This window comes from Snodgrassella sp. ESL0304 (assembly GCF_013344995.1).
GTDB classification, from domain to species: Bacteria; Pseudomonadota; Gammaproteobacteria; order Burkholderiales; family Neisseriaceae; genus Snodgrassella; species Snodgrassella alvi.
On record NZ_JAAEDR010000007.1, the window covers coordinates 1 to 24,726 of the forward strand.

The 24,726-nt window shown below is 39.3% G+C and carries 19 protein-coding genes, 2 tRNA genes, 1 other RNA gene and 2 pseudogenes; 12 read left to right on the plus strand and 12 right to left on the minus strand.

Annotation, left to right across the window (positions count from 1 at the left end; genetic code table 11):
• Both tuf and rpsJ read left to right on the plus strand, forming a co-directional pair.
• A pseudogene (gene tuf / locus GYX91_RS01155) lies at window positions 1-127 on the plus strand (elongation factor Tu); the annotation flags it as partial.
• A gap of 17 nt (window positions 128-144) precedes the next feature.
• Entirely contained in the window at window positions 145-456 is a 312-nt protein-coding gene (rpsJ, locus tag GYX91_RS01160) for a 30S ribosomal protein S10 (protein ID WP_025329903.1), read from the plus strand.
• A 294-nt stretch (window positions 457-750) separates the two neighbouring features.
• Here the strand turns inward: rpsJ and GYX91_RS01165 are convergent, their stop codons facing one another.
• The 3 genes from GYX91_RS01165 to GYX91_RS01175 form a co-directional block, all read right to left on the minus strand.
• Window positions 751-1,947 (minus strand): PLP-dependent aminotransferase family protein, encoded by a 1,197-nt coding sequence (locus GYX91_RS01165; RefSeq protein ID WP_174829729.1) that lies wholly within the window; start codon window positions 1,945-1,947, stop codon window positions 751-753.
• Window positions 1,948-2,206: 259 nt separating this feature from the next.
• Window positions 2,207-3,433, minus strand: a complete 1,227-nt coding sequence (gene lysA, locus GYX91_RS01170) for a diaminopimelate decarboxylase (RefSeq protein ID WP_174829730.1) — start codon at window positions 3,431-3,433, stop codon at window positions 2,207-2,209.
• Complete coding sequence (locus GYX91_RS01175) at window positions 3,426-3,596, minus strand: lipoprotein (RefSeq protein ID WP_078474526.1); 171 nt, start codon at window positions 3,594-3,596, stop codon at window positions 3,426-3,428. Before GYX91_RS01175 ends, lysA begins: the two co-directional genes overlap by 8 nt.
• 132 nt (window positions 3,597-3,728) lie before the next feature.
• On the opposite strand from GYX91_RS01175, the gene cyaY reads away from it, so the two are divergent.
• Window positions 3,729-4,052 (plus strand): iron donor protein CyaY, encoded by a 324-nt coding sequence (gene cyaY, locus GYX91_RS01180; protein WP_078474527.1) that lies wholly within the window; start codon window positions 3,729-3,731, stop codon window positions 4,050-4,052.
• Between the two features lie 22 nt (window positions 4,053-4,074).
• Complete coding sequence (locus GYX91_RS01185) at window positions 4,075-4,974, plus strand: LysR family transcriptional regulator (protein WP_078474528.1); 900 nt, start codon at window positions 4,075-4,077, stop codon at window positions 4,972-4,974.
• 244 nt (window positions 4,975-5,218) lie between these two features.
• On the opposite strand, the gene GYX91_RS01190 is transcribed toward GYX91_RS01185, so the two are convergent.
• Window positions 5,219-6,415, minus strand: a complete 1,197-nt coding sequence (locus GYX91_RS01190; RefSeq protein ID WP_370520360.1) for an aspartate aminotransferase family protein — start codon at window positions 6,413-6,415, stop codon at window positions 5,219-5,221.
• 417 nt (window positions 6,416-6,832) lie between these two features.
• On the opposite strand from GYX91_RS01190, the gene thiL reads away from it, so the two are divergent.
• The 3 genes from thiL to GYX91_RS01205 all read left to right on the plus strand — a co-directional run bounded on the left by thiL (window position 6,833) and on the right by GYX91_RS01205 (window position 9,013).
• Window positions 6,833-7,795 carry a thiamine-phosphate kinase gene (thiL, locus tag GYX91_RS01195; protein ID WP_174829731.1) on the plus strand — a complete coding sequence of 321 codons (963 nt, stop codon included), beginning with the start codon at window positions 6,833-6,835 and terminating at the stop codon, window positions 7,793-7,795.
• Window positions 7,779-8,330 carry a phosphatidylglycerophosphatase A gene (locus GYX91_RS01200; protein WP_370520359.1) on the plus strand — a complete coding sequence of 184 codons (552 nt, stop codon included), beginning with the start codon at window positions 7,779-7,781 and terminating at the stop codon, window positions 8,328-8,330. The genes thiL and GYX91_RS01200 overlap by 17 nt, the downstream gene beginning before the upstream one ends.
• 131 nt (window positions 8,331-8,461) lie before the next feature.
• A complete protein-coding gene (locus GYX91_RS01205; RefSeq protein ID WP_100125042.1) occupies window positions 8,462-9,013 on the plus strand; it encodes a ZapG family protein in 552 nt (183 codons plus the stop codon).
• A gap of 68 nt (window positions 9,014-9,081) precedes the next feature.
• On the opposite strand, the gene GYX91_RS01210 is transcribed toward GYX91_RS01205, so the two are convergent.
• Entirely contained in the window at window positions 9,082-10,500 is a 1,419-nt protein-coding gene (locus tag GYX91_RS01210) for a PolC-type DNA polymerase III (RefSeq protein WP_174829733.1), read from the minus strand.
• A gap of 237 nt (window positions 10,501-10,737) precedes the next feature.
• Between GYX91_RS01210 and GYX91_RS01215 the strand changes: the two genes are divergently transcribed.
• Window positions 10,738-10,814 (plus strand) — tRNA-Arg (locus GYX91_RS01215).
• A gap of 7 nt (window positions 10,815-10,821) precedes the next feature.
• Window positions 10,822-10,896: transfer RNA gene (locus GYX91_RS01220), tRNA-Glu, on the plus strand.
• 105 nt (window positions 10,897-11,001) lie between these two features.
• On the opposite strand, the gene GYX91_RS01225 is transcribed toward GYX91_RS01220, so the two are convergent.
• From GYX91_RS01225 to GYX91_RS01235, 3 genes and pseudogenes are all read right to left on the minus strand, one after another.
• Window positions 11,002-11,664, minus strand: a complete 663-nt coding sequence (locus GYX91_RS01225) for an SIMPL domain-containing protein (protein ID WP_174829734.1) — start codon at window positions 11,662-11,664, stop codon at window positions 11,002-11,004.
• Between the two features lie 184 nt (window positions 11,665-11,848).
• An RNA gene (ffs, locus tag GYX91_RS01230) (signal recognition particle sRNA small type) lies at window positions 11,849-11,946 on the minus strand.
• Window positions 11,947-12,241: 295 nt separating this feature from the next.
• Window positions 12,242-13,478, minus strand: a pseudogene (locus GYX91_RS01235) (DEAD/DEAH box helicase); the annotation flags it as partial.
• A gap of 430 nt (window positions 13,479-13,908) precedes the next feature.
• Between GYX91_RS01235 and recA the strand changes: the two are divergent.
• Together recA and trpE are read left to right on the plus strand one after the other, a co-directional pair.
• Window positions 13,909-14,958, plus strand: a complete 1,050-nt coding sequence (gene recA, locus GYX91_RS01240; protein WP_037392494.1) for a recombinase RecA — start codon at window positions 13,909-13,911, stop codon at window positions 14,956-14,958.
• Between the two features lie 310 nt (window positions 14,959-15,268).
• Window positions 15,269-16,744, plus strand: a complete 1,476-nt coding sequence (gene trpE, locus GYX91_RS01245; protein ID WP_174829736.1) for an anthranilate synthase component I — start codon at window positions 15,269-15,271, stop codon at window positions 16,742-16,744.
• Between the two features lie 136 nt (window positions 16,745-16,880).
• On the opposite strand, the gene modD is transcribed toward trpE, so the two are convergent.
• The 4 genes from modD to lepA form a co-directional block, all read right to left on the minus strand.
• A complete protein-coding gene (modD, locus tag GYX91_RS01250; RefSeq protein WP_174829737.1) occupies window positions 16,881-17,726 on the minus strand; it encodes a ModD protein in 846 nt (281 codons plus the stop codon).
• A 97-nt stretch (window positions 17,727-17,823) separates the two neighbouring features.
• Entirely contained in the window at window positions 17,824-19,557 is a 1,734-nt protein-coding gene (locus tag GYX91_RS01255; RefSeq protein WP_078474536.1) for an ABC transporter ATP-binding protein, read from the minus strand.
• Window positions 19,550-21,382 carry an ABC transporter ATP-binding protein gene (locus GYX91_RS01260; RefSeq protein ID WP_174829738.1) on the minus strand — a complete coding sequence of 611 codons (1,833 nt, stop codon included), beginning with the start codon at window positions 21,380-21,382 and terminating at the stop codon, window positions 19,550-19,552. Before GYX91_RS01260 ends, GYX91_RS01255 begins: the two co-directional genes overlap by 8 nt.
• A 662-nt stretch (window positions 21,383-22,044) precedes the next feature.
• On the minus strand, window positions 22,045-23,841 hold the full coding sequence (lepA, locus tag GYX91_RS01265; protein ID WP_084547987.1) for a translation elongation factor 4: 1,797 nt from the start codon (window positions 23,839-23,841) through the stop codon (window positions 22,045-22,047).
• A gap of 134 nt (window positions 23,842-23,975) precedes the next feature.
• Between lepA and GYX91_RS01270 the strand changes: the two genes are divergently transcribed.
• Window positions 23,976-24,413, plus strand: coding sequence for a MerR family transcriptional regulator (locus GYX91_RS01270; RefSeq protein WP_084547988.1), 438 nt, complete (start codon window positions 23,976-23,978; stop codon window positions 24,411-24,413).
• The last annotated feature ends 313 nt before the right edge of the window (window positions 24,414-24,726 follow it).

Sequence of the window (24,726 nt, forward strand, 5' to 3'; positions counted from 1 at the left end):
GGGAGAGAATGTAACGATAGACGTAGAACTGATTCATCCGATTGCGATGGAAGAAGGCTTACGCTTTGCGATTCGTGAAGGTGGCCGAACAGTTGGTGCCGGTGTGGTTGCTAAAGTTATCGCTTAATCAGGAAGAATATAGATATGAAAAACCAGAAAATCCGTATTCGTCTGAAAGCTTATGACTACGCTCTAATTGATCGTTCTGCACAGGAAATCGTAGACACTGCCAAACGTACTGGCGCTGTGGTAAAAGGTCCGATTCCTCTGCCAACCAAAATCGAACGTTTTAATCTGCTGCGTTCTCCTCACGTGAATAAAACTTCACGTGAACAGTTGGAAATTCGTACTCATTTGCGTCTAATGGATATTATCGATTGGACTGATAAAACCACTGATGCATTGATGAAACTGGACTTGCCAGCTGGTGTTGATGTTGAAATTAAAGTTCAATAATTAATTGAATTACTAAAACGGACTGGATATTTTCCAGTCCGTTTTTTATTTATTCTTAATTCGGCTAATTGAGTAGGCTAGAATAACCAATCCAGAATTTTAGGCAAAATCTGTTCTGTGATAGGTAAGGTGGATATTTTACGATTAATGATTTTTCCATTAATGCGGAATTTATTAGCCAGCTTGAATTAGTGTGCAGAGTATTTAGTTAATAGTTTAAGCCATAAAAAAACCAATACCATACTGGGTATTGGCTGTGGTGGAAAAAACAGATTGATGCAGTTTGCTAATATTTCACAGCAATTGTTGTTGAATGTGATGTTTAATTATATCTGCCATTTTTTTTATTCCTATATCAATTTTTTCTTCTGAAACAGTTACAAAAGCCAGCCTTAAACAATTATTTTTTTCACCGTGTACATAGAAAGTTTCACCGGGAGCAAAAACTATTTTCTGAGCAATGGCTTCTTGGAGTAATTCAGTAGCATTAATATATTCAGGTAATTCAACCCAGATAAACATACCTCCTTCAGGTTGATTCCAGCTAACTTCTTTAGGCATATACTGTGCTAATGATTGCAACATATACTGGCAGCGGGCATTATAGAGCTGGCGGATTTTCGGAATATGATGATTGAGAAAATTATTTTTACTAAGAACCTGATAAGCAATGTACTGGGTCAGGCTAGGGGTATGTAAATCAGAAGCTTGTTTTAGCGGAAGCAGTTTACTGATGAATTGCTTATTCGCAACCAGATATCCTAAGCGGAGCCCCGGCGCTAAAATTTTGGAAAAAGAACCTAAATAAACAGTGTTTTCTGGTGCCAGCGTATATAAAGCAGGCAAACGCTGACCCTGATAATCCAAATCGCCATAAGGATCATCTTCAATCAGCAATAAATTATTCTGTTTTGCTTTTGCGGCTAAAGCTTGTCGTCGGTGTAATGGTAACCGACGTCCGGTAGGGTTTTGAAAGTTTGGAATGCTATATAGAAATTTTGCAGAGCTTGCCAGTTCATTATCAATAGTTTCAGGAATTAAGCCTTCATTATCACTGGCAATAGCTATATATTCGGGATTGTATTGATTAAAGGATTGTAATGCCCCAAGATAAGTCGGAGTTTCTACCAGTACTTTATCGTTAGTATCAATTAGTGCTTTCCCGATTAAATCCAATGCCTGCTGCGAACCAGTTACTATCAGAACTTCATCACTACTGACAGATACATGATCACGTTCAGATAAATAATTAGCTATCCATTGCCGTAAAGGTGTATAGCCTTCACTTGGTCCATATTGTAGTGCACCATAAATATCCTGGTTTTCCAGTAAGGCATTAGCTGCATCTTTGATTTCTGATAATGGAAATGTATCTGGTGCCGGTAAGCCGCCAGCAAATGAAATAACATCTGCCTGTTCGGTGACTTTAAGGATTTCTCTGATGGTTGAGCTTTTTAAATTTTGTGCACGTCGGGAAAATTTCCAAGGCATAAATCTGACCTTTTTAGATGATATTTGCTTAATTGTTAAAATATATTTATCTTATTTGATTTTAAAATTATTTTTTAATTGTGGTTTGGATAATGCAACGAATTTTATATCGTACTTATAAAGCGTAATATCAGCCGGAGAATATTCAATATCTGAAAAGCTTTTCGATGAGTAACATAAAATTAGTATAGCGTTTGTGCAAAAATACTGGCAGATGACGCTATACTTGTGCTTTATTATTACAATAAGTATGGATTATTCATAAGCATGCTGTTTCGGTAGCCAACAGACTGTCAATTGTTTCTCGCTCTCGAATCAGATGATGTTCTGTACCATTAACCAATACCTCAGCGGCACGACAGCGAGTGTTATAGTTACTTGCCATACTGGAAGCATATGCCCCGGCACTTTGTATTAACAGTAAATCACCTGCTTTAGCTGCAATGGTTCGGTCTTTAGCCAGAAAATCTCCAGTTTCGCAAATTGGTCCGACGATATCAGCAACAAATTTATCTGCTGTTGTCGGACTGGCGTTAATAATATTGTGATAGGCCTGATATAGTGAAGGCCGCATCAGATCATTCATGGCCGCATCTACAATCACAAAGTTCTTTTCTTCACCTTGTTTAATGTATTCAACTGTAGTGAGCAAACAGCCGGTATTACCAATCAGACTGCGCCCGGGTTCCAGTATTAATGGCAGGTTACGCCCGGATAACAATTTGCTGACTGCTGCTGCATAAGCATTTAGATCAGGCACATTTTCGTTTTGATAAACAATACCTATGCCACCACCCAAATCAATATGCTCTATCTGGATTCCCAGTTCGTCTAGTTTGTCTACTAGTACTAATAATCGTTGTAATGCTTCGATTAAAGGTGATAAATCAGTTAGTTGTGAGCCAATGTGACAGTCAATTCCTGTGATTTTTAAGTGCGGTAACGTAGCAGCAAGCTGATATGCTGCTAATGCATCCTGACTGGCAATTCCGAATTTATTGGCTTTTAACCCAGTAGAAATATACGGATGGGTATGAGCATCAACATCAGGATTAATACGCAATGATACCGGGGCAATTTTATTCAGACGCTGGGCAATACTATTAATACGTTCCAGCTCAGCCAGTGATTCAACATTAAAACAGCGAATATTGTTTTTCAGGGCAAATTCAATTTCAGCACTGCTTTTGCCCACACCGGAAAAGATGATCTTGTCGGCAGCTCCGCCAGCCAGTAATACCCGTTCTAATTCTCCGCCTGAAACGATATCAAAACCGCAGCCCAGACTGGCAAAATAGCGCAGAATAGATAAATTTCCATTGGCTTTGACTGCGTAACATATTAAAGGTTTTAAATCGGCAAAAGCCTGCTGATAAAGATTAAAAGCATCTGTCATTGCTTTCTGGCTATAAACATATAATGGTGTACCATACTGTGCAGCCAGTACAGAGTAGGGTACTTGTTCACATTTCAGGGAATTAGTCATGTTTAGGTAAATTTTTCTGATCAATCGGATCAATAGTCAGTCCGGTTTGTACAGGTCCGTATTTAGCTTTATCTCCCTCTTTTGGCAAATAAAGATCACCCTTATAACCACAGGCCGCTAAACAACTGGTTGCAATTACAGTTAAAAAGAAGAAACGAAACATTAATCTGACCTATTGTAGTTAAGCTGGCAGTGAACAGCTGTACTGCCAGAACGGATAAAACTAGGATTTAAACATATTATATGGCAAGATAACAGTGTGAATGTAATAAAATGCAGGGGTATGGTAAGTAAGATGACCGAAAGTGAATTTTTGCAATATAGTGATGATTTGTTTGGCTATATTGAGGAAAAAATAGATGAGGGCGGTTGGGATCTCGATTGTGAAGCTGGCGGAAATGTACTCACAATTGAAGCAGAAAGCGGTGAGCAGATTATTGTAAACCGGCATGCTGCCACTCAGGAATTATGGATAGCGGCAAAAAGTGGCGGTTATCATTTTGCCTGCAAGAACGGTCAATGGCTTTCAGCACGGGATGGCAGTGAATTTTTTGCGGTTTTAAATCAGGTGCTGTCTGCCGCCTGTGATGATGACGTATCAATTCCTGTTCTGAGCTGATTTCTGATATGGGGAAATAGTGATGTTGCATACCTTGATTAAACATGATTTGAAGGCTTTACAGGCATTTGTGGCCATTGTTGAATGTCAGGGTGTGACTGCTGCACAGAAACGGCTGAATATGTCACAATCGGCAATCAGTATGCATTTGGCGCATCTGGAAGAAAGTCTGGGCGTGATATTATGCCGGCGCGGTCGTTCCGGTTTCGGGCTGACTAAAGCCGGGCATCAATTATATGAAGCCTGCACATTACTTTTACAGGCAACCTCTGAGTTTCATCGGGAAGTACAGAATATTAAATGGCATCGTTCTGTGCTTTCCGGTAAGTTGCGAATTGGCTTAGTTGAGTATTTACCACCTGATTTTCAGCGTATTTTTAATCAGGTCATTGCCAGTGCCTATCAGCATTATCCGGAGCTGCGTCTGACTATTGATATTTGTGCGCCACATGATATCGAAACCGCTATTGCTAATAATCAGATGGATTTTGGTATCGGCTATTACTATAGCCTGCTGAAAAATTTGCAATATCAGATAGTTTTCGAGCAGCGTGAGCATGTTTATTGTCATGCAGAACATCCGGCTGCAAAAGTTAAGGATTTAACGTTAAATCAGCTTGCTGAAGAATATCACTGGGTAAAACGTACCTATGCTGATTTTCCGGCTAATGCCGGCTTTTCTGCCGGAGTAACTACGGCTACTGCAGATAAAGAGCGGGCAACATTATTGTTTATTCTCGCAGGCAGCCATCTTGGTTTTTTATCACAAGATATGGCTGAGCCTTACGTTCGTACAGGTGAACTGGTGCCATTACTGGCACAGCAGGCGACTAATATAGTAAATCATTTTGCTGTTACCCGTCCTACGCCTGATCCACGGGTAAACTGGTTTCTGGGAGAGTTAAGCGGTCTGTTGCCTTAAAGCAGTTAAGAACGAAGTATCCCTTTAAATTAGATAGCTAGCCGAAAAAATTACAAATCAATAAATAATAAGTAAATTTTTATTTAAAGTAAGTATTTAAACAAAAATAGAAGACTGATAAACGCTAAACCAATAATATGTATAACTTCTAAAAAAGATAAACATTTTTATAGGTTAAATGGGATTAAAAACGAATTATGTATGGTTTTTATCCTAGGAAAAAATATTTATCTCTTTATAGATTTTATTTACTATTGATAATGTTTTCAATTAATGAACATACTAATTTAATATCTTCAATAGTAGTTCGCCAGTTTACAAATACTGCACGTATACCTTTTTCATGATTAAAAGTGGTTGGTGTCATAAATACAAGACCGGTTTTATTTAATTTTTGCAGAAATTCAGCGGTATCGCATGCAGCAGTAACTTTAAAGCAGACAATATTTAAATGTACTTCAGCCAATAATTCAAAATAGCTGCTTTTACGTATATAGTTACCAAATTCTTGAGCCAGCTTAATAGAATTATCCACAATATACCGATACCCTTCTCTGCCATAGGCTAACAGACTGAACAATACTGGTAATGCTTTTAGTCTTATGGAATTTTCCGGCAACATATTCATAAAGTTAAAATTTTCCAGTTGATTTTCCAGATAAGGAGCACTGCTGTTTTTAAACTGGTTAAACTGTAAACTGAAATGCTTTTTTCGTATAAAAAAGCAGGCATTTTCATAAGGTACGTTTAACCATTTATGGCAATCTATGGCAATGCTGTCAGCCATTTCCCAACCATTGAGTAAATGCGGATAGTGTGAAGAGCAGGCGGCAAATGCTCCAAAGGCGGCATCAATATGTATCCAACAGTTATGGCTATGCTTCAACTCCATAATTTCCGCAATAGCATCAAAATCAGCTGTATTGGCTGTGCCCGCATTTAAAACCAGAATAAATGGTTGGTGCTGGAAATTATATTCAATAAACAGTTTTAATTTGGCTACGTTAATGGCTTCACGCTGATTTGAAAGAGTAGGAATATTAATTAAGTTATTTCTGCCTAAACCAAGCATAGCCAATGATTTTAATACTGATGAATGAGGGGTAGCCGATATAACCGGCAGTGACAGAATTATTAAACCATCAGCCGCAATATCCTGCTTAAACTGAGTACCAAACAATTGTCTGGCCACAGCCAGCGCAGAAAAATTTGCCATGGTCTTGCCGGTGACAAATCCGCCGGTAAATTCCCTTGGCAGATTGAATAAATCCAGTAATAAATCAGTTGTCTGAATTTTGATACGTGCAGATACATCTCCCTCGCCGCTGATAGCCTGAGTATTCTGATCGTAAATAGTGGCCAGAATATCGCCTATTATTGCAGCCGGTGTACTGCCTCCGGTTACATACCCCCAATATCTGGGACCGCCTGAAGCAACAATAAACTCTTTAAACTGAGTATTAAATTAATTTAAGGCCGCTAATCCGCCATAACCTTGCTCTGGTAGATTCAGTTGCGGCAAACTATTTTGCTGTTGCTAAGTTAATTGGCAACATGTTGGCATACTGTCGAGGTTGTTTAGAAAGTCGATAGATTGATGAAAAGTATTTTCTAATAGTTTATGGATGGCAGTTAAATTGTTGTTTAATATTTTATTCATATATATTTATTGTATGGATTTATCTTGAATTGATTGTATAACTTTTTAATTATTGGAGAAATTTATTTTAAATCTAAGCAATGATATCTTTAGATAAGGCAATAAACTCTGCCTGGTTATGGTAATAGACTTTTCTGGAAAGATTCAGGCAGACATCTTAAAATCTGAATCTGATTTGTATTCTAAAGTCTGTCTATCGTGAATGAATTTGATTTTATTCGTCAATATTTATATCGTCAGCAGCAGGATGAGCAACTTATTCTGGGTATTGGGGATGATGCCGCTATTATAAGACCTCGTAATAGCTATGATCTGCATTTCAGTACTGATATGCTGATAGGCGGAACACATTTTTTTCCGGATGTTGCCCCGGGGGATCTGGCGCATAAAATACTGGCTGTTAATTTGTCGGATATGGCCGCTATGGGAGCCAGTCCACGCTGGGCATTGCTTAGTGTGGCGCTGCCTGAGCTAAATAAAGAATGGTTAACAGCGTTTTGTGATGCTTTGTTTGCTCTTGCTGCGCGTTTTGGGGTAACACTGATTGGTGGTGATACCACTAAAGGTAACTGGATATTTAATGTTAATATTATTGGTGAAGCACCTAGAGGACAGGCTTTGCGACGTGATGCCGCAAAAATCGGTGATGATATCTGGGTATCCGGTCAGTTGGGGCTGGCTGCCGCTGCATTGGATATGCACTGGGGAAAAGTAAAATTACCCGCAGATGTATATAAGACGTGTGAACAGAAACGTCTGCGTCCGGAACCACGGGTTGCACTAGGAAGACAGCTGCTCTCCCTTGCGCATGCTGCGCAGGATATTTCTGATGGTCTGGCTCAGGATCTCGGACATATTCTGGCTGCGAGTAAGGTGGGTGCACAGTTGAATGTCGATGCTATTCCCGGCTTACAGACTTTACGGCAGATATCTGATGATGAGCAGCAATTAAGGCAATGGATGCTGGCCGGAGGTGATGATTATGAACTGGTATTTACTGCACCTCCTGTACAACGTGAAGCAATTTTAACCGCAGCTCAGACTACTGTTACACCGGTAACACGAATTGGTGCTATTACTGCATCAGGACTATTGCAGTTAAAAGATAATGCGGGCAATATTATCAGCTTATCTAAACAAGGATTTGACCATTTTGGCTGAACAAGATTTGACTACTGCACCGGTAACACCTACCTGGCGCTGGTTGTGCCGGCATCCGGTATGCTGGCTGGGTTTTGGTTTTGGTACGGGATTAGCGCCGAAAGCACCCGGAACATTCGGGACGCTACCAGCCATTCCATTGGCCGCATTATGGCTTATGCTGGGATTACCCCTGTGGCTGAATATCATTTTTGCTTTGTTGCTGTTTCTGGTTGGTATATTTATTTGTGATTATACTGAACAAGCATTGCGCCGGCAGGATTATGGAGGCATCGTCTGGGATGAAATTGCTGCTATGATGCTGATTTTATTTTGTATCCCGGCAGGCTGGATATGGTGGCTGGCTGCTTTTGTTATTTTCCGTTTTTTCGATGCTGTAAAACCATGGCCTATTCGCTGGTTTGACGCCCGGGTACACGGCGGTTTCGGTATTATGCTGGATGATTTGATTGCGGCAATTTTTAGTTTACTGGTGTTATTACTGGCGGGATACTGTATATCATCTTATGATTCAAACTTGAATATATTCAGATAAAATTGCATAAAACAGTTAAATCTTTAATCAATAATAATCCGGAATGCGTTATGCTATGCTAACCATAATGATAAAGTAATCTGCATGGGGCTGATGTCAGATATGATATTCAACAGGAAAAGGAAAACAGCATGAGTGGTCAGGTTTGGTTGTATGTATTAATTGCTGCAATAATCGGTTTGGTGCTTGGTATGGGACTGATGTGGCTGTTATTGCGGCGCAGTAATCAGAATCAGCAATATCAGTCAGTTAAAGCCAGCTTTGACAGTTATCGTCAGCAGGTAGACCAGCATTTTATTCATACGGCCAGTGCTGTAGATGAGTTAAACCGCTGCTATGAAAAAGTATTGCAACAACTCAATATTGATGCAAAGCAATTGATGGAAAAAAATACTTTGCAGGAACTGCTACAGAAACGTGCTGATAAAAGTGTCACTTTGGCATTTATGACCAGTTCAGAAAATAAAAATCCGCAAACAGATGCGGATTCGACCTTGCCTTATACTGATGTGATGCAAGCGGCCGTCATACCAATTAACGGCATGCCGGATCAGGTACCTGATCGTATAGGTCCTAACGTGATACATAGCCATGAGCAGCTGACACACCCTAAAAGCAAAAATGTTACACGTGACAGTGGGCCAACAGAAAAATCAGTTGATTTACAACAGAGTAAATCCTGATTAGGATTTAATGCATTAAAAAATCAGGCTGTAGCAAAATTTTTGCTACAGCCTGATTTTTATTTTAATTAGCATATAAATTCGATATTTTCCGGTTTTTTCAATCGCTGTTTAAGTAGTTTAGGTAAAAGAGGATGAAAATACCAGTGCTGATCATCCAGCCGGATACAGCCTGCCTGAGCCTCAATCGTCACATTCGTATCAGTTACGGCATCTGTTTCAGTAACACGTATCTGATGCCATTTGCCCCAGTCGCAAACCGGTAGCAATGGCGCATATTGGATAACTTTGTCATTTTGGTCTGCCATAGCTGTTTCTTTACGGCAGTGACCATCACATAAATGAGCAGCCTGTTTCGGACAAGGCTCATGAGTGCTGATGCTTTGCGGCAGAATATCCAGTACCGCTGGGCACAGATCATAGCGGCGTGCCCAGTCAGATAATGCACGTTTTGCTGCACGCGGATGAGCAAATAATCCGTAAGGCGGATATCGCAATATTCCTTCCTGTAGCCGAATAATTCTTGCCTGTAATTGTCCGCGCTGATTGGCTACAAAAGAAACCGTATACCAGTTAGCAGGTGAGGAAGATTTAGATAAATGTGTCTGTGTTTGTGGGTGTAACTGATAGTAACCATATAGCCATAATGCATGCAAAGAGCTGACTGCGGGAATAAAATTAATTTCTGTAGTATTTTTCCAGTAGCTTTGTGTATTTTGGCGCTGAAACTGTAGACATATATCGGTAAAAGCCCGTTCCACTATCATTAAAGATTCAGGCTGATTCGGAGTATGTTGTAACAGAAGCCCGGAGCTGTCTGGCAGTGCATATAATTGCTGACGTAATTCAGGTTTAAGCCATGCAGGGAAATAACCCGGTTTAATCATTGCCCGCCACTGAGACTGCCAAAGGGCATTATCATGCTCACGCAAGCTGCGCTGTAAAAACTCAGTTAAAGCAAGAACGTCACCCATAGCACGATGGCGGTCGGCTGCGTTCAGATCAATTTCGAAACGTGCAATAATGGCATCCAGATTATGTTTGAAATGCTGCGGGTATAATTTGCGTGAAAAGGGGACTGTATCAAGTGTTGGTGCTGCAAAATTAATATTATTGCGTGCAAAAGCATGACGCAAAAAAGTGTAATCAAAGCGACTATTATGTGCGACCAAAAGGTGTCCGCGCAGTAAAGGTAGAAGCTCGCCAGCAATGTCGGTGAAGCTCGGTGCATCCTGCACCATTTCATTGCTGATACCTGTTAATTTAGTAATAAAATCGCTGATTGGCTGCTGCGGATTAACCAGCCATTGATGTTGGCTGATACAACCCTGATGAAAACGTAAAATAGCAATTTCAGTAATCCGGTCCTGAGCGAAATGGCCACCGGTGGTTTCAAGATCGACTATGGCAACAGGCAGAGGCAGCGTATAAAAAACCGCTGCCAGCTCGGCAAATGCAGCGGCGTCATCGTTGGTAATAATACTCATGACGCAAATAACTAACGCTTAAAAAATAGTCATTTTATACTAAAATGCAGGTTATGAAATAATGCCTTTATACTAAGAAGTTTAATGAATTTATATAAACACTATCTATGCAGGCCTCCAGAATTTAAATATGAATTTATCTGTCGATAAAACAGTATATTGCTTAATATTGCTATTTTTTAATTATGACTGGTCTTGACAGTAATGCCGATGTTACCTATACTGCACATCTTTCTCGCACCCGTAGCTCAGTTGGATAGAGTATCTGGCTACGAACCAGAGGGTCGGGCGTTCGAATCGCTCCGGGTGCACCAAGTTTCCGCGCCCATCGTCTAGCGGTTAGGACATCGCCCTTTCACGGCGGTAACCGGGGTTCGATTCCCCGTGGGCGTGCCAGTTAATAAGAAAAGCCAGCTTTTTAAGCTGGCTTTTCTTTTATCCAGATTTCTGTTCAGAATTCATAAATTTATTAAACTAATTTAAGTAAGAGTGACTGGTTTTTTATTCAGGTAGTCCGGTTATCTGAATTTTTCCATTAATGTTTAATGTGAGGCGAGTTTCACCGGCTGCAATATCCTGAACCGGAGCAGAGCCGGCTGTACGGCTTAGCATCATAGGTTGAACATAGGCTGCATAATTCTGGGTAGCTTGGCTATTGCCTAAATTTATATTCACTATTTTGTATCCATGACTGCCTAGTTCATGAGTAATTTGTGTTGCACGCTCCTGAAAACGGGCAATGGCCTGTCGGGTTAATTTTGTTTCATAGTTTTTCAGTGTTGTATCCGCAACCTGATAATTTATAGCTTCAATGGTTGCCAGACGCTGTACTGTAGCAGCGAACTGATTTAAAGCCGCTAAATTTGTACTTTTAATCTGTATCAGAGCACTGTCCTGCCAGCCATTATCGATGCGTTTATCTTTTTGATAATCAAATCTTGGCTCAACCGCACGCGTTAATTGTGTGGTATTAAAATCAGCATGCCGGTGTGCATTAGCCAGAATCTGATTCAGTTGACTGGTAATTTTATTGCTGATCTGTTGTCTGTCCGCTCCCTGTTGCTGAATCTTCAATACCAGCACCATTTCATCCCGGGTAACGGTTTGCGACGCCTGTGCACTCAGCTCTACTACACCATAATTTAATTTTATTTCTTCTGCCAAACTGCTACTTGTTGAATATACAGATAGTAATACTATGAAGATATATGAAATAAAGCGGCGGTTCATTGTACAAACCTTTGTCACAATATAATTAAAGCAGATTAGCAAGGTGACAGATTAAATACAATAATTATTTGATAATAATGGGAAAAAATGAGGAATATACAGAAAATTTAGAAATGAAGGTGGCGAGCCAAACCCCCGGCACTGGTCGCTTTAAGATGGGCTGCTTGCTTCCGCACCTGACCCGTTGTCCTAAATAACCATGCGGGGAGACCCGCCACAGCGCGGTATTATACCGGTAGTTGGACTAATTCCCAACTATTTTCTTAATTTTAATACAAACAAAAATAGCTATTGTTAAAACAATAGCTATTTCAAATAATTAATCGCAAAAATTAAAGGCTGATTTTGGTTTTACGTACACCATAATCCGGCTGAAGCAGAGCGCATTGCGGATGATTATGACGGCTGAAACGGCGCGCACGTCCCGGAATTTGCTGACAACTGACACTTACGTCATTACTATCCTGAGTTCTGCCTGTCTGATTATTTACATTAGCCTGATTGGCTTTAGCTGCTCGTTCGCGTTGACGCGGTTTATCACTCTCAACTTTAACCGAAGAAGTCTGTGACGCTTTATTTTCAGCGGGTGCCTGTTCCCACCAGCGCGGTTCAAAGCCTTCAATGCGTTCAATTTGCAGGTTATTCTGAGTTAATTCTTTTATTGCATTAAATACCTTTTGTTCCTGCTCATCCATCAGGGAAATAGCTACCCCTTCAGCGCCGGCACGGCCGGTACGCCCGATACGATGTACATAATCTTCGGCATTCAAAGGTAGCTCATAATTGATTACAAACGGAAGTTCAGCAATATCCAGACCGCGTGCCGCTACATCCGTGGCCACCAGAACACGCAAACTGCCTTCCTTGAATTGTGCCAGTGTTTCCAGACGTGTTTGCTGGGACTTATCGCCATGAATAGCTTGTGCACTTATCCCGCGGCGGTTTAATTCGCGATTAACCTGATCAACACTTTGCTTAGTATTACAGAATACAATTACCTGATTCATGTTCAGATCACAGATCAGCCGCTGCAGAAGTGAACGCTTGCGTCCGTTATCCAGTGCAATAATATGCTGTTCCACATTGGCAGAAGTGGTATTTTGTGCTGCTACCTGAATTTTTTCCGGATTATGCATAAAATCCTGAGCGAGCCGCTGAATGGCCGGTGCAAAAGTTGCTGAAAACAGTAAAGTCTGACGCTGTGATGGCAGCATTTGCATGATTTTGCGGATATCGTCAATAAAGCCCATATCGAGCATTCGGTCTGCTTCATCCAGAACTACAATTTCTACTTTGTTTAGCTGGATATTTTTTTGTTGTACGTGGTCAAGCAAACGTCCTACTGTGGCAATAACAATCTCGCAGCCTTGACGTAAATCCTGTTTCTGAATCTCCATATTCATCCCGCCAAACAGCACGGTCTGGCGTAAAGAAAGATTTTTCAGATAACTCTGTACATTCTGATCAATCTGGTCAGCTAACTCACGGGTTGGTGTCAGTACCAGCATACGCACAGGATGCATTGCCGGAGATGTACTGGTATTAGCATAGCGTTTCAGTCTTTCCAGACTTGGCAGCATAAAGGCTGCAGTTTTTCCTGTGCCTGTTTGTGCGGCAGCAAGTAAGTCCATACCTGCCAGCGCTTTCGGAATAGCCGCATACTGTATAGGTGTAGGTTCGTGATAACCTTGTTCTGTTAGCGCAGAAACAATTTCCTGAGATAAACCCAGGCTGGCAAAAGCATTCATTTTGACAACCTCCAGTTGTTGTCTGCAAATACATACAACTGTTACGAATTGGATAGAATAGATGACTGTTCAAATATCATTATTTTTAGAAAAGCACCATAACGGTAGATGGCAATCATTGATGTTATGGTTATTGTGACAAAATAGTCACTAATGTAAACCAATAGTGTATCATCTTTATCAACCCGTTATAAACCTGACTGCTATCTGGCTAAAATTAAATAAAAATTCGTAAATTAGTATTTGAATGAAGTCATTACAGCTTGGTATAACCTTTTGCAGACGGGCATTCAGCTATTAAGTAACAGATAACAAAATCGTATAATTCAAATAGATAGCATAAATAAGCTTTTGCTAAACATCTAATCATAGGCTTATGAGATAATTAACTTTATTAAGTTAATCATACAGTACAAGCGAGCATATCAATATGTCAGATGAAAAAAGCAAGGCTTTGGCTGCGGCACTGGCGCAGATAGAAAAGAATTTTGGTAAAGGTTCCATCATGAAAATGGATGGCAGCCATACCGATGAAAATCTCGAAGTAATCTCTACCGGTTCACTCGGACTGGATCTGGCTCTGGGTGTGGGTGGTTTACCACGTGGTCGTATCGTAGAAATCTACGGACCGGAATCTTCCGGTAAAACCACACTGTGTTTGGAAGCTATAGCACAGTGTCAGAAAGATGGTGGTGTATGTGCATTTATCGATGCCGAGAATGCCTTTGATCCGATTTACGCCCGTAAACTTGGGGTAAAAGTTGAAGAATTACTGGTATCACAACCTGACACCGGCGAACAGGCTTTGGAAATTTGTGACATGCTGGTTCGCAGTGGCGGGGTGGACATGGTTGTTGTTGACTCGGTTGCAGCTCTGGTACCCAAGGCTGAAATTGAGGGCGAAATGGGTGACAGTCATGTCGGCTTGCAGGCCCGTCTGATGAGTCAGGCTTTGCGTAAACTAACTGGTAACATCAAAAAAACCAATACTCTGGTTATTTTCATTAATCAGATTCGTATGAAAATCGGTGTCATGTTTGGTAATCCTGAAACCACTACTGGTGGTAATGCACTGAAATTCTACTCATCTGTACGTCTGGATATCCGTAAAACCGGCCAGATTAAAAAAGGTGATGATGTTATTGGTAATGAAACACGCGTTAAAGTAATCAAAAACAAAGTAGCTCCGCCATTTAAACAGGCTGAGTTCGATATTTTGTATGGCGAAGGTATCAGCTGGGAAGGTGAGTTGATTGATATCGGCGTTAAGCTAGGCATTGTTGAAAAATCAGGTGCATGGTACAGCTACAATGGCAGCAAAATAGGTCAGGGTAAAGACAATGTACGTCAATGGTTAAAAGATAATCAGGAAATAGCCGACGAAATTAATCTTAAAATTCGCAATAAAGTAGGCATCACTGCTCAGAATACCGAAGGGCAGTTGGATGATACTGATGGTGAAATGCCTGCCGAAGACTAAACGGGTCTATTTTAAAAAGCTGCTTAGCTACACTAAGCAGCTTTTTTATTAGCTTATATGAGTTAAAAATCGACTGGAAAATTCTGGATAGTATATAGTTCAAAGAAAGGTAATTGCGTATGGAATAAGCAATACTATTGATAATACGGAAATGAGTTGCAGAGTCAGAGACCATTCCATTACTTTAGGTATACATCTGATAAATGCTTTTAAAGCGGATTTAAGTTATGATATTGAAAAGGAAAATAGTACTATTTGTAAAAATTTCCAATCAGAAACCACACCTTTTAAACAACACCAAGCATAAATCATGATCACTTTAGCTGAATATCAGCAACAAATGACTGCCGGCTATACTCATATTCCATTAGTACAGGAAGTGCTGGCAGATATGGATACACCATTGTCACTTTATCTGAAACTGGCAAATAAACCATTCAGCTATTTGCTGGAGTCGGTAGTAAATGGTGAGCGTTTTGGTCGATATTCTTTTATCGGTTTGCCCTGTGATACCTATATTAAAATATCCGGACAAAACACAAGGGTATACCAGAAAAATCAGCTAATAGAAACGCATCAGGGTAATCCGCTGGAATTCATTAAAACATTTCAGAACAGATATAAAACTCCTGATATTCCTAACCTGCCAAGATTTACAGGCGGATTGGTAGGTTATTTCGGATATGAAACCATTTATCACTTTGAACAGATAGCCCACCGGCTGAAGCAGGCAGACAAACCTAATCCGATTGGCGTGCCCGATATTTTTCTGCTGCTTTCCTTAGAGCTGGCGGTTGTGGATAATTTATCAGGCAAAATTTATCTGATTGTTTATGCCGATACCAGTAAAAAAGATGGTTATCAGCAGGCCAGAGCACGTTTAGAAGAGTTACGCACCGCGCTGCGTCAGAGTGTGCAGTTGCCATTGTCACTTGGCAGTGAATTAACTGAGCCAGTGGAAGAAACTGGCGAAGAGCAATATAAAAATTATGTTAAACGGGTGAAAGAGTACATTCTCAATGGCGATTGTATGCAGGTTGTCCCCAGTCAGCGTCTGAGCATGCCTTTTTACGATAATCCATTGAGTCTGTACCGTGCTCTGCGTACTTTAAATCCTTCCCCTTATTTATTTTATTATCATTTTGACGACTTCTATGTGGTGGGGTCTTCTCCGGAAATTCTGGTAAGACGTGAACAAAGCAGCGTTACAGTACGTCCTATTGCCGGAACGCGTCCTCGGGGCAGAACACCAGACGAAGATCAGGCACTGGCACAGGATCTGATAAATGATCCCAAAGAAGTGGCCGAGCATGTCATGTTAATTGATCTTGGACGCAATGATGTCGGACGCATTAGTAAAATCGGTCAGGTAAAAGTTACCGATAAAATGATTATCGAACGCTATTCTCATGTAATGCATCTGGTATCCAATGTTGAAGGTGAATTACAGGATGGAACATCGAATCTGGATGTACTGGCTGCCACCTTTCCGGCTGGTACGCTTTCAGGCGCACCAAAAGTGCGTGCTCTGGAAATCATCGAAGAACTGGAGCCAAACAAACGCGGTGTTTATGGCGGAGCAGCCGGTTATTTGAGTTTTTCCGGAGATATGGATTTATGTATCGCTATTCGTACTGGTGTTGTCAGAAACAATACACTATATGTACAAAGTGGTGGCGGTATCGTCTTTGATTCAGATGAAGAGCTGGAATGGCAGGAAACTCAAAATAAAGCCAGAGCAGTAATCAGAGCGGCGCATATGGTGCAGCAGGGTCTGGATAAGTAAAGCAGATAATTAGTTACTTAGAATTAACTATGGTTGATGCACTATTATTTATAACTATTCTATCAACCATAGTTAAATATCATCGCCAATACTATGCAGTAAACCTTCAGCTAATCATTTAAAACACAAATCAGCATTAAACAGGTTTCAATTTCACTTTAATATCTGCCGGCGGGGCATAATAGGGCGCAGAGGTAACCAGTAATTGCGCCCCCGCACGAACATATTCCGCTATATTTAATAAAGTAACGCCACCGGCAGCAGACAATAAACTCATTGGCGCTAATATTTGCTGTTTTGCCAACACCATCGCAAATTCTTCCGGCGTAAATTTATCCAGCTGTACAATATCTGCCTGTGCTGCCAGTGCTGCAAAAGCCTCTTCGATATTATCTGCTTCGACAATAATTTTCTTTTCCGGCGCAGCATACTTTAAACGCGTTACCATAGCAGCCCAATCATCCGGCTGCGCATAAAAATGGCGGTGATTGGCAAACAGCAAAACAGACTCAGCTGTGCCGGCACGATGTAATATTCCTCCGCCATCTATTACAGCCGCAATAGCCAGAGATTTCGTACCGGGAATACTCTTACGCGTGCAGGCAATTTGTACCAGCGGATTAATCTCATGTGCGCTAGCCAGCATTTGCGCCATATATTGTGCTACACCACTGCACCATTCCAGTACATTCTGTGCCACCTTCCAGCCCTGATGCAGATTTTCAGCTTGACCAAAAGCGTTTAACAGCACGGTTTCAGCATTAACATCAGTACCGTCTTGTTCTTGTATCACTACTTCCAGCCCAAGCTTCTGTAACAGCCTGGCTGCAATGGTCACACCACTAACCCTGCCAGCTTTCTGGCGACAGAATGTCATTTTTCCAGCCTGCCGGCCAAAACCTAAAGCACGGGTGGTTAAATCACCATAAGCGATATCATCGAGCAATAATTTATCTAGTTCAGCATCAGATAAATAAAACATGGTATTTCCCCGTTAAATGAATGACTGCAACCTGCGCCTGTTTCTTATCAGTTATGTCGCTATAGCATATACCGATAATTATGAGAAAAATAATTAATCAGTAATTAACAGATAATGCTTGTTTTTGAAAACTATAAAGCTTAGTAAATAAACCATTATTGTCCATCAAGTCTTGATAATTACCTTGTTCTGCAATTGAACCTTTATCCAGAACAATAATATTATCTGCACCGATAATCGTTTTTAAACGATGAGCAATAACGATTACAGTCCTGTCTTTGACCAGACTGGCGATTGCTTCCTGAATATAAATCTCATTTTCAGGATCCAATGAGGCGGTAGCCTCATCAAGCAAAATAATAGGAGCATTTTTTAATAATGCTCTGGCAATTGAGATTCGTTGCCTTTCACCGCCCGATAATTTACTGCCGTTTTCACCTATTAAGGTATTCCAGCCATCAGGTAATCGGGCAATTAGTTCATCACATCTGGCTATTTTAGCGGCAAGTTTGACTTCTTCATCAGATGCATTATGCCTTCCGATGCGAATATTGTTCATAATCGTATCATCAAACAATACCACCTGTTGGAAAACAAAAGCCATTGAATGCATCAAGGTTTCAGGGTCAATTTGCTTAATATCAAGATTACCAATGGTAATCCTCCCCGAATTTACATCCCAAAAGCGCGCAATCAATTGTAATAAAGTACTTTTACCACTACCTGATGGTCCAACTAATGCTGTCATTTTTCCTTCCGGAATAGTGCAGCTTAAATTATTAATAACGTTTATTTGATTGTAGGAAAAATTAACATGATCAATATTGATAGTATGATTAGCAAAAGTCACATCTTCTTTTCCTTCCATAACAGACTCAGATTGTAAACTTCTCATTCTATCGATGGAAACAAGCATATAAAACAGCTCGGGTAATAATGTCAAAATAGAAATCAGAGGGCTATAAATTCGTGAACTGATAATAACAAAGGCAATAAAAGTAATTGGATTTAAGCTGCCAGAAACCATCAGCGAAACACCGAGTAAAACCACTATGCCTAAACCGACTTGTAGTGTCATAGTAGACAAAGTGACAATAATTCCTCCTATTCCTTCAAACTTAATTGATGCCCACATCATTTTTTTAAGGGCTTTATCCAGGCGTTGGAATTTTTTACCACTTATTCCGTAACCTTTGATAATTTTAATACCATCCAGATATTCCTGAACTTCGTCGGAAACAATTAATTTAGCCTGAACATGTTTTTCACCAAATTTTTGTTCAAGTCTTTTACCAATAACAACAATAATAATAGAAATCGGCAGAGTACAAAAAATAGCACCAGCCATACGCCAATCATAAAATGCCAATAAACAACAAGTTATCAGGCTGCTGATTGAATAGCCGATTAATTGAGGTATCACATGGCTAAGCATGTTCTCAATAACGGCACAATCACCCATAATATTAGCCGTAAGTTCAGAAAGATCTTTTCGGTTGAAAAAACTAAGCGGTAATTTGCGGATTTTTTCAGCAACTTCAATTCGGGTATTGGCAGCCTGACTAACAGCATTAGCATAAGTTTTTTCATATTCTCTTTTATAACAAAATAAGAATAATAAGGCTGAAACTACGCCGGCTCCCGCCATAATCCATAAGTAATTTATATTTACAGGAATTTGGTCAGTTAATGGCTTAATTAGCAGGATAATTATCTGCAATAAAATGACAAACGGTAACATTAATGTCAAATTAGAGATGATACAGGCGATAATAGCTTGATTAAGATTTTTATTCTCTGCATCAGACAACATCAATAATTTTTTAAACATATGCCACCTCATCATCTTGACCAGACTGATGCATTTGCCAATTTAATGTTTGCTTATAGTATTGCCACATTTTGTAATAGGTATGATGCTTATCAATTAGCTGCTCATGCGTTCCTTTTTCAACAATTCGACCTTTATCTAATACCACAATTTGATTTGCATCTTTTATTGTTGATAAACGATGAGCAATCATAATAACGGTTTTACCCTGCATCAAAACTTTCAAGGCAAGCTGAATTTTGTATTCATTTTCAGGATCAGCAAAAGAAGTGGCTTCATCAAGAATTAAAATAGGTGAGTTTTTTAGTAATGCGCGGGCGATTGCTAAACGTTGCATTTCACCGCCTGAAAGATGCAGTCCTTTAGTACCTATTACCGACTGATAGCCGTCTGGCAGCTTTTCAATAAATTCGTGACATTGTGCAGCTTTAGAGGCGGCAATAACTTCATCTAACCGGGCATCGGGTTTGCCGATTTTAATATTATCTAAAATAGTTTGTTTAAAGAGAAAAACATCCTGAAACACAAAACTCACTAACGACAATAAATACTCACTTTTCATTTGCTTAATATCTACACCACCAATCGTTATCGAACCTTCATCAGGATCAAAGAAGCGGGGAATAAGCAGTGAGACTGTACTTTTACCACTGCCGGAAAGCCCAACCAGAGCAGTAGTTGTTCCTTGTTTTGCCGTAAACGAAATGTGACTTAGCGCATTATTCTCTGAAGCCTCACTACCCTGAATCTTATTGTAGGCAAAGGTAACATCATTAAAACCAATATCATAACGATTTACTTCTAAACCAGATTCGGGTTCAGCTAAAGGTTTTACGTTTAAAACACTATCCATATTTTCAACGCTTTTAACTGCTTTTTGAAGGCCTTGAGAAACATACATCAGTTTTAAAAAAGGCGCTGGTAATGCCAGTGAGAAAATTAAATAAAAAATAGAAGCTAAGATAAAATTTGCATAATTATCTACAGAACCGAGTAAGAAAATTATTACCGGGAGAATAAAAAGATAGATGTTATTTAATATCAGCAGAAAAAATGCCATATGATATTTAAAACAATCAGTAAACTTAAGGCAAAATACTTGATACGCTTTAATTGACTCATAAAAGCGTTTAAATGAGAAAAAGGTTTGATTAAAAGCTTTTACAACAGCAATACCACGAATATATTCAACTGAAGCATTACTCATATCAATAAGTCGATTTTGAAACTCCTGCATATGGTTTTTAATATCTTTACGACGGTAGCCGCTTATCAAAACAATATAAGCCAAAATAATGGGTACCAGCGTTGCCAACCCTAAACGCCAGTCAAAAACAGCTAAAATAATTAAAATGATAATCGGAGTCGCAAACGAACCAACCATATCAGGGAGTTGATGAGCAATAAAAATTTCTATCTTTTCAATATCATCATCAACGATTTTTCGTAACTCTCCACTCGAATGTTCAGTATAAAATCCTAATGGTAAATATGATAAATACCGAACGAAATTATATTTCAAATAGTAGAGCGTTTTAAACGCAGCAATATGCGAGAAGCAGAGTGCAAGGAAATTAAAAAATAGCGACAATGCAGCCGCAATAAAAGCCAGCCAACCATAATGAATAATAAGCCCGTTATTTAATACGTCCTTATTGACTAAACTCATTATTATTTCGTAAACAATATAATAAACCGAAATAAAAGGGATAAAAGCAGTAGCAACACTTAAAACTGAAAATAAACAAGATAAAATAATTAAAATTTTATTTTTAAAGGTGAGTTGCCAAAGTCGAGAAGCAGGACTGTAATTACACGGTTTCATTAAATGAGTACCTTATTAAAGTAATAATAATCATTATCATTTATTATGTATAAAATAACAATTCTTTTTATAAAACAAACAATATCATGGAGTGTGTTAATAAAATTGCAGGCCTTTAGTGCAACAAATTTTGCACTGGGCCATGATTTTGAGCTGATGCGTGACCACAATGGAAAAGATTGCTCGACTTCTTAAAACTATCTTAATGACGAACAGCTGATTAAATAATTAACTCAGTTAAATTATCGAGCAGAGTTTTTTATTGCATTATGAGAATTTATTTTGATCTCGTTAGAAAATAGATTTCTAACTGGAACGAGAGGATATATTAAAAGTTGTACTACGATATTCAATGAACTCTATTTGATTAATTCATGACAATTTATTTTGTTTTTAGTTGTCAATAATTCCTAATAAAGATAACAGATTGCCAGTGATGTTCTTATTTTATAAGCTATATCTATCTGGTATATAACCATTGATAATTTTGTCGTATATAACCTTTACCTGAAAAGGATATCTATCTGAATGAAATTCAGGTACAAAAAATGTAAGCTAAAACAGTTAATACTCAAAGTATTATTTTAATAGCTGTAGAAAAACTAAGAGGATATAGAAAAAGCATACCCTCTTAGCTTTAAATTGACAGAGATAAACATTTATCAGCTAATATCCAGCACCGCATGGAATGCAGCTTGAGGAATATCTACACCGCCAAACTTACGTTGTCTGACTTTATTATCTTTTATATTTTTAGCAATTTTTCTCTTTTTGGATAGAGAGCCGGAATATCCTTTTCCGGTTACGCTTTTGCGTAAGGGCGGAATATCCTCACGAGCAATAACTCTGTTTTCAACCACAGACTGAACTGGCATGGGATATAACTTGCGCGGAATCACATGCTTCATTTTCAGAGCTATTTGCTTACCGCGTTCATAACTACTGCTGCGCGGTAAAATAAATGAAAATGCATCTACTATTTCATCATTCAGCCAGATATCCATTTTCACAAGATCTGACGCAATATAACATCTGTCCCGGTAATCAACTGAAGCATAACCATGCGTGATGGATTTTAGTGAATTGAAAAAAGTATAGGCAATTTCAGAAATCGGCAGCTTAAAAAATAGTTCCGCCATTTTATTATTGAGGTAGGTCATATCAACGAATATGCCTCGCTTTTCTTGGCACAGATTCATAATTTCGCCAATATTTTCCACAGGAATAATAATGGCTGATTCAATAAAAGGTTCTTCAATGGAAGCTATTTTTTCAAAACTCGGTAACAATGTCGGATTATTTACCGTTATTACCTGGCCATTCGTAAGCGTTACCCGGTACTCAACACTAGGAAACGTAGAAATAATTTCAATACCATGCTCCCGTTCTAGTCTTTCCTGAATAATTTCCATGTGCAAAATGCCTAAAAAGCCACAACGAAAGCCACTGCCAAGTGCCAGAGAATTTTCCTGTTGATAAATAAAGGCCGAATCATTCAGAGCCAGTTTTTCTATCGCATCGCGCAGCTTTTCCTGTTCCTCATTTTTAATAGGAAACAAGCCTGCATATACCATGGGTTTAACATCTTTATATCCGGGTACGGGCGGAGTGTCTGGTGCATTAATATCAATTAATGTATCACCAACTTTCACATTGGACACCACCTTTATATTAGTAGAAATATAGCCTACCTCGCCAGCAACAAGCGTTTCAACAGACCTCATTTCAGGCAAAAATACACCAATCTGTAATGCTTCAAACTCCAGTTCACTTTTGATCATTTTAATTTTCTGACCAGTAGTCACCGAACCATTGAAGATACGGACATGCAGAACCACACCACGATACATATCGTAATGCGAATCGAAAATTAAAGCCTGAAGAGGACGATTCTGTTCACCACTAGGCGCCGGTATTTCTTTAACAATAGCATTCAGAATATTATCGACTCCGGCCCCTGTTCTGGCCGAAGCCAATATAATATTATCCAGATTAATCCCATCCAGCTCTTCGAGCTCTTTGGTGACACGTTCTACATCCGCATTTGGCATATCAATCTTATTGATAACCGGAATAATCGTTAAATTCTGTTCCTGCGCTAATTTTAAATTAGCAATAGTCTGAGCCTGCACTCCCTGTGTGGCATCAATCACCAATAATGCCCCTTCACAAGCGGCTAAACTGCGGGAAACTTCATAGGCAAAGTCAGTATGACCGGGTGTATCAATCAAATTAAGTTCATACTCAGCCTGATCTTCGGCCTGATAATACATGCGCACAGTCTGGAGCTTAATAGTAATACCGCGCTCTCTTTCAAGCTCCATATTATCTAATAATTGCTCTTTCATTTCTCTTTCGCTGACCGTTTTTGTCATTTCAATTAACCTGTCAGCCAGCGTAGATTTACCATGATCAATATGAGCAATAATACAAAAATTTCTAATATTATTTAGGTTCATATTCCCATTCTTTCAGATTTTATTCATTTAATAGGCATTAAATGTAATAATTAGAGTAACTCGAAGTCAAGCTTAATATCCCGTCTTTACTAATTGTGATATTTTGTTGATTTATAAAACTAAAGAGGTAAAAAATGGTGGATTTACAGGATTGTATTTTATCAATAGCCAATAATGGGCAGTTAAGCCTCAAACCTAAATATTCCGTAACCGAAGCGGCCCAAATTCTTGGATTATCAGCACATACTCTGCGCTATTACGATTCCCTTAATCTATTTCCATTCTTACAGAGAGATCAGCATGACAAAAGATTTTTTTCAGATGCAGATTTACAATGGGCAAAATTAATCGAGTGTTTACGCAATGCCAATATGTCCATAAAAGATGTTCAACACTATGTAGAGCTCTGTTTGCAAGGAGACAAAACACTGGATCAGCGGCTGAATATAATTAGCCAGCAAGAACAAAAGCTGCTCGACACCATGGAAACATTAAAAAAGCAAATAGCATTGTTGAGATTTAAAAAAGAATATTATGAAAATGCTAAACTCAAAAAAGACCTTGATAAATAGAACTGTCATCTAATCACAAGTAGAAGGAATAGAGGATATAAATAAGTCAACATCCCTATCAGCAGATAGCGGAGTCAAATAAAACCGCAAAACTGAGTCAAAGGAGCCAAAAATAAACTTAGTAAAAACAGTTGAATGAGGAGGAATTCAAAAATAAATGCAGGCAGGAGTTGACAGAGGATTTGTGGAGGCGTATAGTTCGCCTTCTTCGCTGATGACGCGACACGAAACAAACGCACAGTTTAAAGTAGAACGCAGTCGAAAGCAACGCTCTTTAACAGAACAGATTACCGATAAGTGTGAGTGCCAAGCG

What these genes read in the sequence shown, in the direction of transcription:
- rpsJ (WP_025329903.1), top strand. Translation starts at nt 145, where the DNA reads ATGAAAAACCAGAAAATCCGTATTCGTCTGAAAGCTTATGACTACGCT.
- GYX91_RS01165 (WP_174829729.1), bottom strand. Translation starts at nt 1,947, where the DNA reads ATGCCTTGGAAATTTTCCCGACGTGCACAAAATTTAAAAAGCTCAACC.
- lysA (WP_174829730.1), bottom strand. Translation starts at nt 3,433, where the DNA reads ATGACTAATTCCCTGAAATGTGAACAAGTACCCTACTCTGTACTGGCT.
- GYX91_RS01175 (WP_078474526.1), bottom strand. Translation starts at nt 3,596, where the DNA reads ATGTTTCGTTTCTTCTTTTTAACTGTAATTGCAACCAGTTGTTTAGCG.
- cyaY (WP_078474527.1), top strand. Translation starts at nt 3,729, where the DNA reads ATGACCGAAAGTGAATTTTTGCAATATAGTGATGATTTGTTTGGCTAT.
- GYX91_RS01185 (WP_078474528.1), top strand. Translation starts at nt 4,075, where the DNA reads ATGTTGCATACCTTGATTAAACATGATTTGAAGGCTTTACAGGCATTT.
- GYX91_RS01205 (WP_100125042.1), top strand. Translation starts at nt 8,462, where the DNA reads ATGAGTGGTCAGGTTTGGTTGTATGTATTAATTGCTGCAATAATCGGT.
- GYX91_RS01210 (WP_174829733.1), bottom strand. Translation starts at nt 10,500, where the DNA reads ATGAGTATTATTACCAACGATGACGCCGCTGCATTTGCCGAGCTGGCA.
- recA (WP_037392494.1), top strand. Translation starts at nt 13,909, where the DNA reads ATGTCAGATGAAAAAAGCAAGGCTTTGGCTGCGGCACTGGCGCAGATA.
- trpE (WP_174829736.1), top strand. Translation starts at nt 15,269, where the DNA reads ATGATCACTTTAGCTGAATATCAGCAACAAATGACTGCCGGCTATACT.
- modD (WP_174829737.1), bottom strand. Translation starts at nt 17,726, where the DNA reads ATGTTTTATTTATCTGATGCTGAACTAGATAAATTATTGCTCGATGAT.
- GYX91_RS01255 (WP_078474536.1), bottom strand. Translation starts at nt 19,557, where the DNA reads ATGTTTAAAAAATTATTGATGTTGTCTGATGCAGAGAATAAAAATCTT.
- GYX91_RS01260 (WP_174829738.1), bottom strand. Translation starts at nt 21,382, where the DNA reads ATGAAACCGTGTAATTACAGTCCTGCTTCTCGACTTTGGCAACTCACC.
- lepA (WP_084547987.1), bottom strand. Translation starts at nt 23,841, where the DNA reads ATGAACCTAAATAATATTAGAAATTTTTGTATTATTGCTCATATTGAT.
- GYX91_RS01270 (WP_084547988.1), top strand. Translation starts at nt 23,976, where the DNA reads ATGGTGGATTTACAGGATTGTATTTTATCAATAGCCAATAATGGGCAG.